The sequence below is a fragment of the Sphaerotilus sp. genome, assembly GCF_034519685.1.
In the GTDB taxonomy this organism is placed as follows: Bacteria; Pseudomonadota; Gammaproteobacteria; order Burkholderiales; family Burkholderiaceae_C; genus Sphaerotilus.
Genome location: NZ_JAXHOF010000002.1, coordinates 115,100 through 130,787, shown reverse-complemented (window position 1 = coordinate 130,787; position 15,688 = coordinate 115,100). Strand labels below are relative to the sequence as shown.

At 62.8% G+C, this 15,688-nt stretch carries 16 protein-coding genes and 1 pseudogene; 4 read left to right on the top strand and 13 right to left on the bottom strand.

Features of this window, described 5'->3' with window-relative positions; all coding sequences use genetic code 11:
* Nucleotides 1–6: 6 nt before the first annotated feature.
* The 7 genes and pseudogenes from U5O44_RS01115 to U5O44_RS01085 all read right to left on the bottom strand — a co-directional run.
* A pseudogene (locus U5O44_RS01115) lies at nucleotides 7–2,103 on the bottom strand (heavy metal translocating P-type ATPase); the annotation flags it as partial.
* A 254-nt stretch (nucleotides 2,104–2,357) separates the two neighbouring features.
* Nucleotides 2,358–3,515, bottom strand: coding sequence for an ISAs1 family transposase (locus tag U5O44_RS01110; protein ID WP_322586623.1), 1,158 nt, complete (start codon nucleotides 3,513–3,515; stop codon nucleotides 2,358–2,360).
* 93 nt (nucleotides 3,516–3,608) lie between these two features.
* A complete protein-coding gene (locus U5O44_RS01105) occupies nucleotides 3,609–3,911 on the bottom strand; it encodes a MerR family transcriptional regulator (RefSeq protein ID WP_322586622.1) in 303 nt (100 codons plus the stop codon).
* A gap of 111 nt (nucleotides 3,912–4,022) precedes the next feature.
* A complete protein-coding gene (locus tag U5O44_RS01100; RefSeq protein WP_322586621.1) occupies nucleotides 4,023–4,679 on the bottom strand; it encodes a DsbA family protein in 657 nt (218 codons plus the stop codon).
* Nucleotides 4,676–5,095: a disulfide bond formation protein B gene (locus tag U5O44_RS01095; RefSeq protein ID WP_322586620.1), complete on the bottom strand. Its 420-nt coding sequence runs from the start codon at nucleotides 5,093–5,095 to the stop codon at nucleotides 4,676–4,678. Before U5O44_RS01095 ends, U5O44_RS01100 begins: the two co-directional genes overlap by 4 nt.
* 177 nt (nucleotides 5,096–5,272) lie before the next feature.
* On the bottom strand, nucleotides 5,273–5,638 hold the full coding sequence (locus U5O44_RS01090) for a hypothetical protein (RefSeq protein WP_322586619.1): 366 nt from the start codon (nucleotides 5,636–5,638) through the stop codon (nucleotides 5,273–5,275).
* A 24-nt stretch (nucleotides 5,639–5,662) separates the two neighbouring features.
* Complete coding sequence (locus tag U5O44_RS01085) at nucleotides 5,663–6,061, bottom strand: DUF3703 domain-containing protein (protein WP_322586618.1); 399 nt, start codon at nucleotides 6,059–6,061, stop codon at nucleotides 5,663–5,665.
* A gap of 70 nt (nucleotides 6,062–6,131) precedes the next feature.
* Between U5O44_RS01085 and cadR the strand changes: the two genes are divergently transcribed.
* A complete protein-coding gene (cadR, locus tag U5O44_RS01080) occupies nucleotides 6,132–6,563 on the top strand; it encodes a Cd(II)/Pb(II)-responsive transcriptional regulator (protein ID WP_322587094.1) in 432 nt (143 codons plus the stop codon).
* Between the two features lie 598 nt (nucleotides 6,564–7,161).
* On the opposite strand, the gene U5O44_RS01075 is transcribed toward cadR, so the two are convergent.
* From U5O44_RS01075 to U5O44_RS01065, 3 genes are all read right to left on the bottom strand, one after another.
* Nucleotides 7,162–8,097 carry a metallophosphoesterase gene (locus U5O44_RS01075; RefSeq protein ID WP_322586617.1) on the bottom strand — a complete coding sequence of 312 codons (936 nt, stop codon included), beginning with the start codon at nucleotides 8,095–8,097 and terminating at the stop codon, nucleotides 7,162–7,164.
* A 19-nt stretch (nucleotides 8,098–8,116) separates the two neighbouring features.
* Complete coding sequence (locus U5O44_RS01070) at nucleotides 8,117–10,564, bottom strand: AAA family ATPase (RefSeq protein WP_322586616.1); 2,448 nt, start codon at nucleotides 10,562–10,564, stop codon at nucleotides 8,117–8,119.
* Between the two features lie 476 nt (nucleotides 10,565–11,040).
* Nucleotides 11,041–11,520 carry a hypothetical protein gene (locus U5O44_RS01065; RefSeq protein WP_322586615.1) on the bottom strand — a complete coding sequence of 160 codons (480 nt, stop codon included), beginning with the start codon at nucleotides 11,518–11,520 and terminating at the stop codon, nucleotides 11,041–11,043.
* A 227-nt stretch (nucleotides 11,521–11,747) separates the two neighbouring features.
* Here U5O44_RS01065 and U5O44_RS01060 point away from each other — a divergent pair, with 227 nt between their 5' ends.
* From U5O44_RS01060 to U5O44_RS01050, 3 genes are all read left to right on the top strand, one after another.
* Complete coding sequence (locus U5O44_RS01060; protein WP_322586614.1) at nucleotides 11,748–12,059, top strand: helix-turn-helix domain-containing protein; 312 nt, start codon at nucleotides 11,748–11,750, stop codon at nucleotides 12,057–12,059.
* Between the two features lie 128 nt (nucleotides 12,060–12,187).
* Nucleotides 12,188–12,496: a helix-turn-helix domain-containing protein gene (locus U5O44_RS01055; protein WP_322586613.1), complete on the top strand. Its 309-nt coding sequence runs from the start codon at nucleotides 12,188–12,190 to the stop codon at nucleotides 12,494–12,496.
* A 700-nt stretch (nucleotides 12,497–13,196) separates the two neighbouring features.
* Nucleotides 13,197–14,354, top strand: coding sequence for an ISAs1 family transposase (locus tag U5O44_RS01050; RefSeq protein ID WP_322586612.1), 1,158 nt, complete (start codon nucleotides 13,197–13,199; stop codon nucleotides 14,352–14,354).
* Between the two features lie 35 nt (nucleotides 14,355–14,389).
* Here the strand turns inward: U5O44_RS01050 and U5O44_RS01045 are convergent, their stop codons facing one another.
* Genes U5O44_RS01045 through U5O44_RS01035 form a run of 3 tightly spaced genes read right to left on the bottom strand, consistent with a single transcriptional unit; the run spans nucleotide 14,390 to nucleotide 15,676 of the window.
* A complete protein-coding gene (locus U5O44_RS01045) occupies nucleotides 14,390–14,716 on the bottom strand; it encodes an ImmA/IrrE family metallo-endopeptidase (protein ID WP_322586611.1) in 327 nt (108 codons plus the stop codon).
* The gene (locus U5O44_RS01040) at nucleotides 14,706–15,116 is read right to left on the bottom strand and encodes a hypothetical protein (RefSeq protein WP_322586610.1); all 411 of its coding nucleotides are present in this window, start codon (nucleotides 15,114–15,116) and stop codon (nucleotides 14,706–14,708) included. Before U5O44_RS01040 ends, U5O44_RS01045 begins: the two co-directional genes overlap by 11 nt.
* On the bottom strand, nucleotides 15,113–15,676 hold the full coding sequence (locus tag U5O44_RS01035; RefSeq protein WP_322586609.1) for a hypothetical protein: 564 nt from the start codon (nucleotides 15,674–15,676) through the stop codon (nucleotides 15,113–15,115). Before U5O44_RS01035 ends, U5O44_RS01040 begins: the two co-directional genes overlap by 4 nt.
* Between the last annotated feature and the right edge of the window lie 12 nt (nucleotides 15,677–15,688).

Below are 15,688 nucleotides of genomic sequence, written 5' to 3'. Positions count from 1 at the left end.
CTCCGCCATGTTCTGCACCAGCACCGCGTGCGTAGTCCGCGACAGGCGGATGAAGACCGGGATCTTGCGCAGGTCGTCGTCCATCAAGGCGACATCGGCCGTCTCGATCGCGGTGTCAGTGCCCATGGCGCCCATGGCGAAGCCGATGTCGGCGCGTGCCAGCGCCGGGGCATCGTTAATGCCGTCGCCGACCATGCCCACCGGGCCTTCGGTGGCGAACGCCTCGACCGCTTTCAGCTTGTCCTCGGGCAACTGGTTGCCACGCGACTGGTCGATCCCCACCTGCCCGGCAATCGCCTGCGCCGTGTGCGGGTTGTCGCCGGTCAACATCACGGTCTTGACCCCCAACTGATGCAGCTCGGCGATGGCAGCGCGACTGCTGTCCTTCACCGTGTCGGCCACGGCGAACAAGGCCAGTACCTGCCGGTCATCGACCAGCATGACCACCGTTTTACCTTGCCGCTCCAGGGTGTCCAGTCGCACTTCCAGTTCAGGAGAGCAGCGGTCGAGTTCATGCACCAGGCGGTGGTTGCCCAGCGAATACGCCTTGCCGCCAATCACCCCGCGCACGCCCCTGCCGGGCAACGCCTCGAAGGCTTCGACGCTCTCGCGGGTGACACCGTCGCGGTCAGCGGCCTGAGCCACGGCCTGCGACACCGGGTGATCGGAGCGACCGGCCAGACTGGCGGCCAGTCGGCGACACAGTGCAGTGTCCACCTCGGCACGCAACTCGAACTCGGTCTGCACCGGCTTGCCATGGGTGACCGTGCCGGTCTTGTCGAGGGCCAGCCACACCAGTTTGCGACCTTCCTCCAGGTAGACACCGCCCTTGATCAGGATGCCGCGTCGGGCCGCTGCAGCCAGTCCGCTGACGATGGTGACCGGCGTCGAGATCACCAGCGCGCAGGGACAAGCGATCACGAGCAGCACCAGGGCCTTGTAGATCCAGTCGTGCCAGTTGCCATTCCACAGCAGCGGGGGCACGACAGCGACCAGCAGGGCCGTCGCGAACACAATCGGCGTGTAGACACGGGCGAACTGATCGACGAAGCGTTGTGTGGGGGCCTTGGCGCCTTGGGCCTCCTCGACGGCATGGATGATGCGGGCAAGCGTGGTGTTGCTCGCGGCCGCCGTGACCCGGTAGTCGAAGGCGCCAGACGCATTGACCGTACCAGCGAACACCGCATCCCCGGGCACCTTGTCCACTGGCAGGCTTTCCCCGGTGATCGGGGCCTGGTTCACCGCCGAGCGGCCCTGGACAATCGTGCCGTCCAGCCCGATGCGCTCGCCGGGTTTGACCCGCACCAGGCTGCCCACGGTCACCTCTGCCGCCACAGTGTCACGCCAGGTTCCGTCAGCTTGCTGTACCGTGGCGGTCTCCGGGGCTAGCTTCATCAGGCTAGAGATGGCGTGGCGGGCACGGTCGAGCGACTTGGCTTCGATCAGCTCGGCGATCGTGAACAGCACCATCACCATGGCCGCTTCCGGCCACTGCCGCAGCAGCAGCGCACCCGTCACGGCGATACTCATCAGCGCGTTGATGTTCAGGTTGCCGTGGCGCAGCGCCACCCAGCCCTTGCGGTAAGTGGTCAATCCACAGGACACCACGGCCAGCAGCGCAAGAGCCGCCGCCAGCCATTCGGGCAGGAGGCCCCACCAGCCCACCGCTTCAGCAGACACGGCGGCTGCACCCGCTAGCGCCAGGGGCCACCAGGGCTTGGGTGACTCAACAGCCAATTCAGCAGGCTGACCAACCGTCAGCACCTCGGGCTGGAAACCGAGCGAACGCACGGCCTGCAGCACGGTGTCGAGGGCATCGGGCACATGCACCACGGTCAGCACGCGCTGCATCAGGTTGAACTCCATGCTTTTGACCGAGGGCAAATGACCCAGCGCCTGACGGATCAGTGCTTCCTCGGTAGGGCAATCCATCTGCAGGATCCGGATCGGAGTACGTATCCCATCCACCATCGGTTCAGGCACAGGCAGATCAGCCCGCACAGTGGAAGCCGAGCCGCAGGAGGCACCGGGATGGTCGTGTCCGTGGTGATGGACCTCATGCGTGGATTTCTTGTCGTGTGGGTGGTCGCAGCAGCCGTCCATAGGGACTCCTTGATGAACAGAACCCAGTGGACACCTTAAAGTGGCTTTAAGGTCAAGCTTGGTGCGTCAGTTCACGAAGGATGCCGCACTGGTTTATTGAATCAGCTCCATGACATTTCGCTCTGACCCGTTGAAGCTCATTTTTCAGCGCCTGGAGTTGCCCAATTTTTTCTGCGACCTGAGCAATCAGGGCAATTGCACCACCGTGTCTATTAGTAACAAGCTCATTCGCTGGCTGATTCAGGCACTCACGGTCACGCGGGCGTCAGGCCAAAGAGCATCTCCAGGTAGTCAGGGCTCCAGGAGGCCCGCTTGTGCTTGAGCTTGACGCTGGCCTTGGTCGACTTCTCCTTCTTGATCAGGTTGAGCACGATGCGGCGCAGGATGGCGAAGTTGTGCGCACCGTGGCCGACATGCAGCCGGGCATCATCCTCATGGAAGACCACATCCAGCAGCCAGTGGCACTGGTTCTCGATCTGCCAGTGCGCCCGGATGCGGCGGTTGAACTCCTGGGCGTCGAGCGTGGCCGAGCTGATGTAGTAGCGCCGCTCGGTGCTGGCCTGGCCCTTGTGCTTGCCGCTGATGAACTCGCGGGTCGACTCGATCATGATGGCCGATCGCACACCGGGCCAGAGTTCGCGCACCACCTCGCCCAGAGCGCTGAGGTCATGGGTCACCACGCATCGGCGGGTATCGCGGCGGGCGTGCCCCTGGTCGATGGTGGTGTGCTCCTGCAAGTGCCCGAGGGCCACATCGCGCACCGAGTGGTCGAACGGCGTCTGCACGGCCTGCGCCAGATTGGGCTGGTTGTTCTTGGCCGACAGGATGAAGTCGGCTCCACGCTCGACGATCTTGTCGGCGATCTCGCGCTGGCAGCCGATGGCGTCGATGCTGATCGTCGCCCCGCGTACATCCAGCATGTCCAGCAGCAGCGGCACGGCCGTGATCTCGTTGCTCTTGTCCGGCGTGCGGCACTGCGCCAGCGTCAGCCCGCTGGCCGTCTCGCACAGCGACACCAGATGCACCATCGCCTGCTCACCGCTGCGCGAGCCCCGCACGCTCTTGCCGTCGATCGCCAGCGCCGCCCCCTCCAGCGTCGGGCACAGCGGCTGCATCCACCGCACGAAGCACGCCTCGAACTGCTGGGCGTCGAGCAGCGCAAACACCCGGTTGAAGGTGTCGTGCGAGGCAATGCCACGCTCGAACGGCAGCCAGCGCCGCAGCCACTCCAGCTTCATGCGGCCCCAGTAAGCCACGTCCACCCAGTCCTCGGCCCCGCTGGCCACCCCGGCCAGTGCCACCAGCAGCAACTCCTGCAGCGGGTAGCAGCAGCGCGCGCTGTCTCTCGGGTCGGCCAGATCGGCGAACGCCGTCAAATTGCCCAGTGGGTCTTCTGGCGTACTCGCTTCCATCCTGCTGACTCTGACTTGCTGCGTTTTCGGGTGGCCGTTGTAGCACCACACCGCTCGCTCAGCAGACGTTTTCAGTGGTTCACCACGTCGCCGTTACGAACTGATACGGTGGTGCAATTGCCCTGCCTGAGCAATGTGCTCATCCAGTAGCTTGTTCACAAGCTGACATCCTTGATCAGGGGTTTCCATGAATTTCAGAAGTGAACGCACCTCATCCAGCGTCATACCCAAGCTGCGACAATGCAAGATGAATCTCAGCGAGCTGACATGGTGCCTTTCGTAGACTCTGTAATTCCCATCGGAACGCATTGGCTCAGACAGCAACCCTTCCCGCTCATAAAATCTGACCGTAGTGACCGATGCGCCACTGGCTTGGGCAACTTCCCCTATACGCATGATAAACACAACCTTTCTTGACAAGGTTTAGTCCCGCACCGCATCAAGGGTTCAAGGTACGAAATGCCAACGCATCTGTTTGCCAGCGTACCTGTCGATTGAGGGCTGATGTCATTTTTTGACCTTCGCCACCTCTTCGGCTACCAAGGAAGCCAGTTGCTCGGGGCCGAAATTCAACAGACTGCGCCCATTGACAAAAAACGTAGGTGTTCTAGTGACGCCCAAGGACGTCAGATCTTGCATCTCTTGTCGAATCACAGCTTCCGTCTCAGGACTTTGTGCTTGGATTGCAGCTTTGTCCATGTCAAGGCCAACCTGCTGAGCGGATTTGAACGCAAGGGCGATATTTGGCGTGCCGTGGTCGGCCCACTGCGGCTGGGCATCCAGGAGCGCCTCCAACACTGGCTGGTATTGATTCTGTGATTTGGCGGCGATCAGCAGCGCCACGACTTGCTCGGACCCTCTGTGGAAGGGGGCATATCGCAGGACAAGCCGTACATCTTCCGGGTATTTCTTGAGAATATCCTTGACGATCGGGTAAAAATATCGACAGCTTTCGCAAGCAGGGTCAAAGAATTCGACAATGGTCACGGGCGCTTTTTTCGGGCCGAAGATTGGGGAGTGGGGACGAACCAGTCTGTCATTCTGTTGGCTGACCTTCTCCTCCTGATCAATCTGAACACTTCGCTGGTAAGCGTTCATGCCGATCAGAAAAGCCAGTGCAATGACACCAAGCACAACGGCTACAGCGATTTTCTTTGTATTCATCGAGAGGTTTTCCGTAAAAAATAGGTGAGGAGGATCAAGATCAAACCAAACGCAGCCAAAGACAGCCAAGGGATCTGGACACCGCTCAGTATTTCTAGTTTTTGATCTGCACATGAAATACCGGATTGGCACGGCAGCCAAGATTTTGGAATCCATCCCGCAACGAGCAGGGTGTGATACCCCGCCACCGCAAGGCCACCGGCCGCCAGCACCCAGGCATAGACTGCACCGCGGCGGTCTTCGCTGAAACAGGCGATGGTCAAGACGATGGCCATCGGAAACATGAAGATGCGCTGGTACCAGCACAGCGTGCAGGGGGTCATCATCATGACTTCACCGATGAACAATGCGCCAACCGTGGCCAGCATCGCGATAAGCCACGCCCCCATCAGGAGCAACCAAGTCTTGCTGTTCATGTCAATCCTCGCTCAGACACACAAGCCCGAGTGCGTGCCATGTCCTGCCCTCGGTGCGTTAGCAACCAAAGTTCGGAATCGGTTCACATTGGAAAATGGGACGGCCGGTCTGCGACGGTCATGGCCGTGCAGGTCACAGGCTCAGCACGGGTCCGAGCCTGCAGGCCACCGCTCCTGCTAGATCGGCGAGAAGCTCGCCCACTGCGGGCGTTCCGGCCGTGCAGCAGGTGGTGAGACCAGCATGGCGCCGGGGTCGGCTGAACTGGTCAACGACGCAAGGATGCGCACAGGATCGTGGTGGCTGGGCATGGTCCACAGCACACAACCTGCATGACAGGTCACGCAATCGGCGTCGGCCGACATCATCGCGCTCGTTCCGCCCTCGGTCTCGTCTGACTGGGCTTGCGGCTGGTGCTCATGGGTGTGGTGGCCTGCATGTGAGGCGGTCGGCCCACTCTCGTGCTGGCAATAGGCGTTTACCGCAGCCCACGAAAACTGCAGAGGTACCAGCACCAACAAAAGGATGGCCAACCACTTGCGCATCGGCAGATTGTAGGGCCAGCCTCCTCAAGACGGGATCTCTGCCGCACGGGCAATGGTGCGGTGTGCTTGTGCAACGACTTCGGCCATGTCACGACGCGGCGGCATCGGCTTGAACGGGCTGATGTCGGAGCGTCCGGAGTTGCCAAGGGGTAGCCGGCCGGTGAGATGTCCCAAGGGGACCAGCAGCAGTCGCAGAATTTGCCCGCTCACCTCAGCCCAGTCACGGGTCCGCCATGCCTGATGGAGCATGAGGTCATGCACCCTCAAGTGAGGGATGAACTGCGTCTGGCTCACGACATGGAGCGTCTCCAGCAACAGCCACTGGTCTGCAAAATCATGCGGCGCAGACTCCCGATACTTCTTCATCAGGTGTGCGTACAGGATCGGATCGAAGTCGATGGGGTCATGCAATGCATTCGTCATGCACTCAGTAGAAACCTTTGTGTAACTACAATGTCAAGCAATGATCACTGGAACTACCCGAGGCATGCAGATGAAGATCGGCGAACTGGCGAATGCTGCCCGATGCACAACCGAGACCGTGCGCTTCTACGAAAGGGAAGGACTGTTGGTCAAGGCCAGCCGGACAGAGGCCAACTACCGGCACTACGACGCGACACACCTTGAACGCCTGCGCTTCATCCGCAACTGCCGCGCACTCGACATGACCCACGAGGAAATCCGCGGGCTGCTGCGCCTGAAGGACGCGCCGGCCGAGGATTGTGGGGCTGTCAACACGCTGCTGGACGACCACATCGGGCATGTCGATGCTCGGATCGCTGAACTGCTGCACCTGAAGCAGCAGCTCGGGGCGCTGCGCCAGCAATGCCAGGTGGAACAGGCGGTCGATGCCTGCGGCATCTTGCGTGGGCTGGCCGCTATGGAAGCCGGCACCCAGGTGGAGCGGCATACCCACCTCGGATAGCCCTCAGTCCATCCAGCTCCCCCGGCTGGATCACACGACCGTCGAGTGCTGTGATCCCCCGCAGCCCCACCCCATGGGCCTCGAACCCCAGCCTTGGCCACTCGGCGCGGTAGTCCAGCCGGTCGTGGTGGTGCCCGTGGAAGGTTTGGCGCACCCGCAGGCACCGGGCCAGCTCGTCGATCACCGCGACCCCGTACGGGTGACAGCTCGGCGCCTCATGCGTGACAGCACGTCAGCCCGCTGGCGGCAAAGCGACTGGTAATTAGCCGGGAAGATCGTGCTGCGATGTCGCCGCGGCAGGCCGCCTCGCCACAGGTAGCCACCCTCTGCCCGAGCCACATACGCCTGTGCTGTCTCGACCTCCCGTGGCTCGGGTGGCCTCCACACCTGACCCCGGAACACACCACCCAACCCCGCGACGCGCACCCTTACGATCTCGCCCACCCGGCCATGCAGGTTCCGACCTGCCAGCGCAGAGCCGAACAGATGGTCGTGGTCGGCGTCCGTATCGGTGTCGTGGTTGCCGTGGATGAACTACACCTCGGTATGCACCAGGGTCGCCGCCAGTTCCACCTCCAGTGGCTGCTGCGCCTGAATGTCACCCAGCAGGATGATCGCTGCCGGCCGCTGCTCGGGCGGCGACTGCAGCACCGCCTCGATCAGGTGCTCGAAGTGCCCATACACGTCCCCGCAGAGCCAGATCACAGACCACCCAGCACCCGGGATCGAACCCCTGATTCTCCAGTGCTCCGTCCCAGCGCACATAGCCCCGAGGGTTGCACACCACCCGGCATGTCCCACCGCCCGGTCGATCGACCAGGTAGTCGAAACTGTCGTGCGTGTGCCCATGCACCCACAGGTCTACCCCGTCGAAGCAACTCGGCGGCAGGTCGTTCACGAACGCAGGACTCAAGCCGCTTCGCTCGAAACATGCCGCCAGTGAACTGCGATGCGGCGCATGGTGTGTGATGACCACCGTTCTCCCGCCCCAGGGTTCGGCCAGTCGATCGTGCATCCAGCGCCGTGTCGCCTGGTGCCAATGCACCGTGTCCAGCGGGCGCAGCCGTCGCACGCCCGACTCTGGCGCCGTGCGCTTGACCCGAATGACGCTGAAATCGTTCAACCCGACGCCGGCCTCCGCTGCGGCCAACCGCGCATCGCGCCGCCACTGGCCGTCGGCCCCCAGCACCTTCAGCCTGAAATCCGTCCACATGGTGGCGCCGAGCACGCGCACAGGACCCGCGTCAGACGCGAGTGTCACCACGTCCTGATCGAGCACCTGCACATTGGTGCCCTGCGCCGCTGTGCGCATCTCCGCCAGCTCCGATGCCAGCACTTGCCCGTAGAACTCATGGTTGCCCGGCACGTACAGCACCGGCTTGCCTGCGAAGGCCGGCTCTGCCGCCGCCCAGGCCACACTTCGGCGGCCCGGCGCCTGTATATCTCCAGCCAGAACCACCGCATCAAAATCCCCCGGTGGCACCCGCATCGGGTGGAACTCCAAGTGCAAGTCCGACAGGATCAGCAGTTTCATCGTGGCACCTTTCGTCTGTTCAATGCCGAGCCCCGGCGGCGGACACTTCCCGCACGATCTCCCGCCGCACCAGCCGCACCAGTTCCCGCACCGACCCTGCCGCCTGCGCAATGCCCGACACATCCAGTTCCGGCATCACCTCCTGCGGCAGCCCCCAGTCGCTGGCCACATCCCGCACCACCTGCTCGATGATCGCCGGGTAATGCCGCCGCTCCGGCGTCGGCACCAGCACCGGCTGCAACCGCGACATCAGCGCCGCGTCAAGCGTCCCCAGTCGATTCGCCGTCGCGACGAACAGCAGCTTGCTGAGATCGCAGGGAACCTGCAGGTAGGCGTCGATCCAGTTCCGACTGGACTCCGGCTCCAGCAGCCCGAGCAGCGCCGCCTGGATCGGCGCCGCGTTCACCGTGCGATGACTGCACTTGTCCACTTCGTCGAGCAGCACCAGGATCTGCGCCATCCGCCGGTCTCGCAGCGCCCGCACGATCGGTGACGGCTCGCCGCTGGCCCAGCCGCGGTTCGTCCCCGTCAGCAGCTTGCTGTCGTTGCTGCCCCCGACGCCGAGCGGCAGAAACGACAGCCCCATCACCTCGGCCAGCCGCCGCGCCAGTCGGGTCTTTCCCGTACCAGGCGGGCCGACGAGCAGGATCGGCGCCCACGCGAAGCTCACCGCCCCCAGCCTGCGCCGGGCCAGCATCTCGCCCGCCACGATCTCGATCGCCCGGGTTGCCCAGGGGAATTCCGCGTGCAACTGCGCGATGCGTGCCTCCAGTTCGACCGCCTCCGGAAGCAGTGCCAGTGGCAACGGCACCCGCAGCCCTTCATAGGACGCCAGGATCAACCGGTCGTCCTTGTCGCGCATCTCCGCAATCGGCTCGCGGATCACCACCCACGTGGTGTGCTCGACCAATGTGCTCAGCGCCTGCTGAGGGAATCGCTCGGCCAGCAGTTCCTGGTGCGCCGCCACCGCCATCGCCGAGGCGGCCACGGCCGCGTCACGCGCGGCGGTGATCGCCACTTCTGTTGACGTCGGTCTCGGCACCATCGGACCGGCGCCCGCTGATTTCGACGCCGGTCGCGACTGCACCGCGTCCATGATGTCGGTGTGGCCCGCCACTTGGAACGTTGCCTGCTGACGCACTTCCACGCTGTCCCGCAGCAACACCCGCAGAGCGGCACCAGGCTCCATGGCTGAAGTCTCGTCCGACTCCTCGTTCCCGTACAGCGCTGCGGGTCCACCGGGGCGTGTCGGCAAGTCTGGCAGCCGCTGCTCGACGGCGGCCCACATCCCGAATGCCCGCGCACACGCATTCAGCGTCGGCTGCGCCGGCTGGTCCAGCGAGGTGTCCAGGTTCAACTGCACATAGAGCCGCAACAGCCGGATCAGCGCCACCGCCTCTTCGGTGTCGTGCAACTGCTCGTCGAGCGGTTCGCGCCAGCACAGCCTCATGATCGGGGACAGATCCTTTCTGAGCTGGTCCGCACCCGGGATGGTCAGCAAGTCGGTCAGTCCGTCGGGGTTGTCACTGTCCCAACCTTCTGTTCGCAAATCGCGCCACTTGACGCCAATCCGACGAACAGCCGGCTTGAGCTGCAACTCCCGGTGGCGAGGCCCATGCAGCGCAGGCTCGACCGCCGTCAACAGCTCCTCGGTCAAGCACTCCAGAGCCCGAGCCTCGGGCATCACGGCCCACAACCGGTCGATGCAGACGTCCAGGGCATCCAGCCGGGCGATGCGGGAGCGTCGCTCATCGAGCGCCAGGCGCAAAGGCTTGGCCGCGGCCAGCGCTACCCCCGTCAGACCCTCGGCGCTGGCGAGCATGACCAGCACCGGTGATTTCAGGTGGGTGCGCTGGACGATAGGCGGTTCGTCAGTGACCAAGGGATCCCCTTCAGTGGCACGGCCACCCACTACCGCGCCCGGTCCTTCGGAACGCGCTTCGTGACGTTCCGCCGTGGGGTGGCCAAACGGTTCATGGCCCCCGCCACTGGATCCTCCCCCCGATCGCCCCGTCATCCGGTCGAGCGCCACCCGTGCCACCACCATCCCGAGCAGATGGTCCAGCGCCTCGGGTCGAGAAAGCTGCGGCGCCAGGGCCACCAGCCGGCGCGGCTCGCTGGTCAGCAGGTCAACGGACGCCTCCACCCAGACCGCATCACCGGCCAGTCCCCACAGACACCGCTTGACCCGCTGCACCTGCTCAGACGTCATGGATGCTGCGCCTGCCGGCCGACGCCATGCCAAGGCGCCTGAAGCCATCGTCCAGGCCCCGAACAGCACCCCCTGCAAACCTGCATCGGGCTGTCGGGCCATCGCCGCCAGCAGCCGGCTTGCATCGCCGTCCCGGACGGCGGTGCGCACGCGCCGCATCGCTGCGGCCATGGCGGCGTCAGATTTCCGCCGAATCGGTGAGCCTCCAGGCACCGGGGTGTTGCGCGTCCTGGATGGGCGGTGGGTGTGGTTCATATTCATGGCAGTCATGTCGCGCCGTGGCGGTCTTGGTGTGGTGTGCGATAGGGGGAGTGGTCGGTTGGACGGTCGCAGTCATGCAACCAGGACGCCTGCAGGCAAGACCTGCAGAGCAGCCACCGGCGGCAGCACGGTGGCATCGGGCAGCGCGGACCAGCGCTTGGTGAGGTCCGTCGGTCGGATCCGCTTCCCATGGAAGAGGACATAAACCGCAAGGGCGAGACAGGGAGTGGTGGGTGAGTCACCGAGGCCGAAAGGATCGGTGGGGTCTTGTCACGCAGCGGGGGTGCTGCGTTGCACAGGGGTGGATGCAGGTGCCAGCGTCGATCGCGAGATCGCGGACTGGCGGAATGGGCACCACAAGCAGGAAGAGAGTCGTTCGAGGCGCCGGAGCGCTCTACCCTGACAGCATGACGATCACGCGGTCGAATGGTCCGGTGGGTGTTCAGTGCGGAATCAGGAGGGCGAGTCGGTCACGGCGCAGAGACCATGGAGGCGGGGTTGTCGGGCGGCGCGACATACAGGCGGCTCAACTGGGTGCTGTGCCGAACGCCGGAGTCGTCCTGTCGCTCGACCCAGAACGCGCGGCCATCGCGCAAGCGAACGACCTGCCGATCGTTGGTCCGATCCGCAAGGATTTCTTCGACCTCGCCGAACAGGAAGATGCGTTCGGTTTGGCCATCACGGGGTGCGGGCAGGCAGGCCATCAGGCTGGCCGGACCCTGGTCTGGTCGCTGGGTCAACTTGACCGCCGTTTCGGCACAGACGGTGATCCACATCTGGCGCACGGGCCGCTCTCGTGCCGACGGATCACCGTGGAACTCGACGAGGAACCAGTAATCGCTTGCGATTTCGGCGCTCGTCCAGTAGCGGCAGTCGCTCCGAGCTTGGGGATCCGCCGGCATCCATTCGTCGTCCGGGTAGGTCTGCAAGGCGCCGATGCGTTCAGTCATGGTGGGGTCAGGTCGCGCACGGGTGGGCAGACATTGCAAGAGGGTTGGCGGGCCCGCGGAACTGAGTCTGCCGGGCGCCAACTTCGCGTTATTTATAACGTCTGCATTTTGTGCGAAGCTGGCCGAAACACCAACTTGGACGCACGAAGGTGACGAGGGTGTCAGGCCATAGATTCGGATTCCGAATACGGCGCCAACGGGTCTAGGGTGATCCAAGAAAGGTCGCCATGCTCAAGTCGATCCACACCCGGCACAACGACGTGTTCCTGGACATGCTGCGCAGCAGCCGGGAAGCGCAGCGCGTGCGCCAATCAGATCTGGCCATCCGCCTGGGCCGGGATCAGGCCACCATCAGCAAGGTCGAGCGCGGGGAGCGCCGACTCGATGTCATCGAACTGCTGGCCTGGCTGCGCGCGCTGGATGTCGATTTCTCGGCCTTCATGAGCGAGCTGAACAACCGGCTGGAGGGGTTGCCGATTCCGGACGCCATGTTCCGGGCTCGGCGGGTGGCGCGGATCCGTCGGAGAGATCCGTCGTAGGTTGGGCAACCGGGCTGAACGAGTGGGGTGATGGGCAATGCAGTGAGCCGCCAGCAGTCACACATCCGATGCAGGCTACGTTTTTTATAACGTGGTTCAGATAGAGCGACTCCGGGAACCTCGGGTGGATGACCACCCGTCCCCAAACGCCGCTCAAGCGTGGCAGACCTCCCGGCTCGACCAGCTTCGATCCGGCGACGGCTGCGGCATTCGGGCGCGTGGTCCGGCAGGCGCGGCTGGAGGCTGGCATCTCGCAGGAGTCACTCGCCTACATGGCTGGCGTGGAGCGGTCGTACTTCGGGCGGATCGAGCGGGGGCAGAACCAGCCGACGCTGTACGTGATCCTCAAGGTGGCGGCAGCGCTGGGGTATGAGGCTGGGGCGCTGGTCACGCTCGTGGAGCGGGCCATGCTGGAGGGGGTTAGTTCGTCAGATTGACATATTAGGGGAAGAATCACTAGAAAATACCAGCGGTTCGGCTTCCTACATAAAATAATATCTGAGAAACCCAGAGCAGTTCTCCGGTTAAAATAAATTCATACTATTGAAAACATAGTAAGTACCGAGCCCTCCGGAAGCTTGATTGTTTGCGACCAAACATCCATGCGATACACTCCGGGACCGCTGATCCAACACGAGGCACTCTCGCGCTTCGGCCTCGACAATCCCTTAGTTTGCCCAAAAGCCATCGCGAAGGCGGCGGTGTCTTGATGTAGTTCGTTGAGGATGTAGAAATCAATTGGGAAGTTCAGGCTACGTCTAGACCATTTCAGCCGCCTCTGATCGTGGCAGGCTATAACAGTTGGCACCTTCGTAAGCCGAAGTAATTTTAGGGCAGATGCTGTGACGCTTGATTGAAATTCATTGGCCAATGACTGAGCGAGGTCGAGATTAACCTTACGATCACCCACCCATGGCCGTACCAAGTAATCTGGCAAGATTAGCTGGCTGGCATAACTATTGGCGTCCGCCTCAACGGTTTTCGCCTCAGCGTTTTGCGGCCCAATGTCAGTCAGGGCAATTGCACCACCGTATCAGTTCGTAACGGCGACGTGGTGAGCCACTGAAAACGTCTGCTGAGCGAGCGGTGTGGTGCTACAACGGCCACCCGAAAACGCAGCAGGTCAGAGTCAGCAGGATGGAAGCGAGTACGCCAGAAGACCCACTGGGCAATTTGACGGCGTTCGCCGATCTGGCCGACCCGAGAGACAGCGCGCGCTGCTGCTACCCGCTGCAGGAGTTGCTGCTGGTGGCACTGGCCGGGGTGGCCAGCGGGGCCGAGGACTGGGTGGACGTGGCGTACTGGGGCCGCATGAAGCTGGAGTGGCTGCGGCGCTGGCTGCCGTTCGAGCGTGGCATTGCCTCGCACGACACCTTCAACCGGGTGTTTGCGCTGCTCGACGCCCAGCAGTTCGAGGCGTGCTTCGTGCGGTGGATGCAGCCCCTGTGCCCGACGCTGGAGGGGGCGGCGCTGGCGATCGACGGCAAGAGCGTGCGGGGCTCGCGCAGCGGTGAACAGGCAATGGTGCATCTGGTGTCGTTGTGCGAGACGGCCAGCGGGCTGACGCTGGCGCAGTGCCGCACGCCAGACAAGAGCAACGAGATCACGGCCGTGCCACTGCTGCTGGACATGCTGGATGTACGCGGGGCGACGATCAGCATCGACGCCATCGGCTGCCAGCGCGAGATCGCCGACAAGATCGTCGAGCGTGGAGCCGACTTCATCCTGTCGGCCAAGAACAACCAGCCCAATCTGGCGCAGGCCGTGCAGACGCCGTTCGACCACTCGGTGCGCGATGTGGCCCTCGGGCACTTGCAGGAGCACACCACCATCGACCAGGGCCACGCCCGGCGCGACACCCGCCGATGCGTGGTGACCCATGACCTGAGCGCTCTGGGCGAGGTGGTGCGCGAACTCTGGCCCGGTGTGCGATCGGCCATCATGATCGAGTCCACCCGCGAGTTCATCAGCGGCAAGCGCAAGGGCCAGACCAGCACCGAGCGGCGCTACTACATCAGCTCGGCCACGCTCGACGCCCAGGAGTTCAACCGCCGCATCCGGGCGCACTGGCAGATCGAGAACCAGTGCCACTGGCTGCTGGATGTCGTCTTCCACGAGGATGATGCCCGGCTGCACGTCGGCCACGGTGCGCACAACTTCGCCATCCTGCGCCGCATCGTGCTCAACCTGATCAAGAAGGAGAAATCGACCAAGGCCAGCGTCAAGCTCAAGCACAAGCGGGCCTCCTGGAGCCCTGACTACCTGGAGATGCTCTTTGGCCTGACGTCCGCGTGACCGTGAGTGCCTGAATCAGCCAGCGAATGGGCTTGTTACTGATAGACACGATGATGCAATTGCCCTGCAATGTCAGTGCTTGCACACCTAAAGGATGCTCGGTTCGCATCGCATAGCCAATGGGCAAGTTCGTGACCTAAGGAGAATCGCTGCCGGCCCTTGTTATCGTCAACTGATACGCTGATCACAGCTTGGTCACCAGCCGCTATCAAGCGTGCTGCGCAGCCGTCGAGGCTGCGGTATATGACCCGTGCGCCTTTGGCCCCGGCAATCGCTTCCAAATCTATATGCTCAGGCTTTCGAACTCCATGAGACCAAAGTAGACGCTCAGGCGAGCTAAGCCTGCAAATATCAACGCTCATCATCGCTGGACGCAATCTTACCCATCAAGACAAGGTCGTCATAAAGCGACTGGAGGTCTGCATCGCTTTGGCGTGTCCCCTCTCGGAATGCAGTTGCCAACTGAGGCTCCATGGCGAAGGCTTGAGCGATTTTTTCTTTAATATGCTCCAGTGTGAAACGCATAGCAGCCCTCGGCACTACTTGTAACCGCATGGCGACCTTGGCTGCCGCAGCCTGCTGGCGAAGGTACGCTGACACGACCTCATCGAGGGTTACAGCCATTTTCGCAGCAAAATCGTCTGGATCGATACCATCTGCAACGAACTCGGCTCGAATTCCGTCGTCGGATGACGCTTCCAAATCCTTGAGCGCCAAGGCTCGCACAGCATCTAGCGTCTTTTTCGGTGATTTGTTGGTCATCGCTGTCTCCTGCTCCTGCCCGGCATCAACTTGTCCACTTGTCTCCTCAGCCTTCGCCTAGCAGAGTTGTAGGTCTTCTGATCCAGATCGAACAGAGCGAGAACTTCGGCCACAGGCATATCATCCTTCTCGCCCTCAATGACAGCCAGAACCTGTTGGTCATCCTTGAAGTGCAACTCGATAGCTTCGGCATCGGCCCGAGCCTTTTCCTGTCGTTCGGCCACTTCCTCTGCTTCGACCGCCTGCTCGACTACATCAGAGGTCCAGAACCCAGCTCGATGAATGGCGGCGTCCATGTCGCCTCGCTCACCCGCGAGAGCGTCCAGTCGGCTGGTTCGAGTTTGCACTACTGAATCGCGGGATGCTTCAGATATGCTTTCCATGCAGCCTGACAGGAACGCAGCAAGCTCAACGCGATCAATCGGCCATGGTCGCCCTCGCTCGCCATCCTGCCTGTTGCCACTGGCGGCAACGAGCGCCCGTTTGACTGCTTCGTTGAGCAACTCCTGCGGGTTGGTGAACTCAGTGCCCCAAGCCAACAGTTTGGCCTTGGAGGCCAAGCGTAGCAGTTC

What these genes read in the sequence shown, in the direction of transcription:
- U5O44_RS01110 (WP_322586623.1), bottom strand. Translation starts at nt 3,515, where the DNA reads ATGGAAGCGAGTACGCCAGAAGACCCACTGGGCAATTTGACGGCGTTC.
- U5O44_RS01105 (WP_322586622.1), bottom strand. Translation starts at nt 3,911, where the DNA reads ATGCGTATAGGGGAAGTTGCCCAAGCCAGTGGCGCATCGGTCACTACG.
- U5O44_RS01100 (WP_322586621.1), bottom strand. Translation starts at nt 4,679, where the DNA reads ATGAATACAAAGAAAATCGCTGTAGCCGTTGTGCTTGGTGTCATTGCA.
- U5O44_RS01095 (WP_322586620.1), bottom strand. Translation starts at nt 5,095, where the DNA reads ATGAACAGCAAGACTTGGTTGCTCCTGATGGGGGCGTGGCTTATCGCG.
- U5O44_RS01090 (WP_322586619.1), bottom strand. Translation starts at nt 5,638, where the DNA reads ATGCGCAAGTGGTTGGCCATCCTTTTGTTGGTGCTGGTACCTCTGCAG.
- U5O44_RS01085 (WP_322586618.1), bottom strand. Translation starts at nt 6,061, where the DNA reads ATGACGAATGCATTGCATGACCCCATCGACTTCGATCCGATCCTGTAC.
- cadR (WP_322587094.1), top strand. Translation starts at nt 6,132, where the DNA reads ATGAAGATCGGCGAACTGGCGAATGCTGCCCGATGCACAACCGAGACC.
- U5O44_RS01075 (WP_322586617.1), bottom strand. Translation starts at nt 8,097, where the DNA reads ATGAAACTGCTGATCCTGTCGGACTTGCACTTGGAGTTCCACCCGATG.
- U5O44_RS01070 (WP_322586616.1), bottom strand. Translation starts at nt 10,564, where the DNA reads ATGAACCACACCCACCGCCCATCCAGGACGCGCAACACCCCGGTGCCT.
- U5O44_RS01065 (WP_322586615.1), bottom strand. Translation starts at nt 11,520, where the DNA reads ATGACTGAACGCATCGGCGCCTTGCAGACCTACCCGGACGACGAATGG.
- U5O44_RS01060 (WP_322586614.1), top strand. Translation starts at nt 11,748, where the DNA reads ATGCTCAAGTCGATCCACACCCGGCACAACGACGTGTTCCTGGACATG.
- U5O44_RS01055 (WP_322586613.1), top strand. Translation starts at nt 12,188, where the DNA reads ATGACCACCCGTCCCCAAACGCCGCTCAAGCGTGGCAGACCTCCCGGC.
- U5O44_RS01050 (WP_322586612.1), top strand. Translation starts at nt 13,197, where the DNA reads ATGGAAGCGAGTACGCCAGAAGACCCACTGGGCAATTTGACGGCGTTC.
- U5O44_RS01045 (WP_322586611.1), bottom strand. Translation starts at nt 14,716, where the DNA reads ATGAGCGTTGATATTTGCAGGCTTAGCTCGCCTGAGCGTCTACTTTGG.
- U5O44_RS01040 (WP_322586610.1), bottom strand. Translation starts at nt 15,116, where the DNA reads ATGACCAACAAATCACCGAAAAAGACGCTAGATGCTGTGCGAGCCTTG.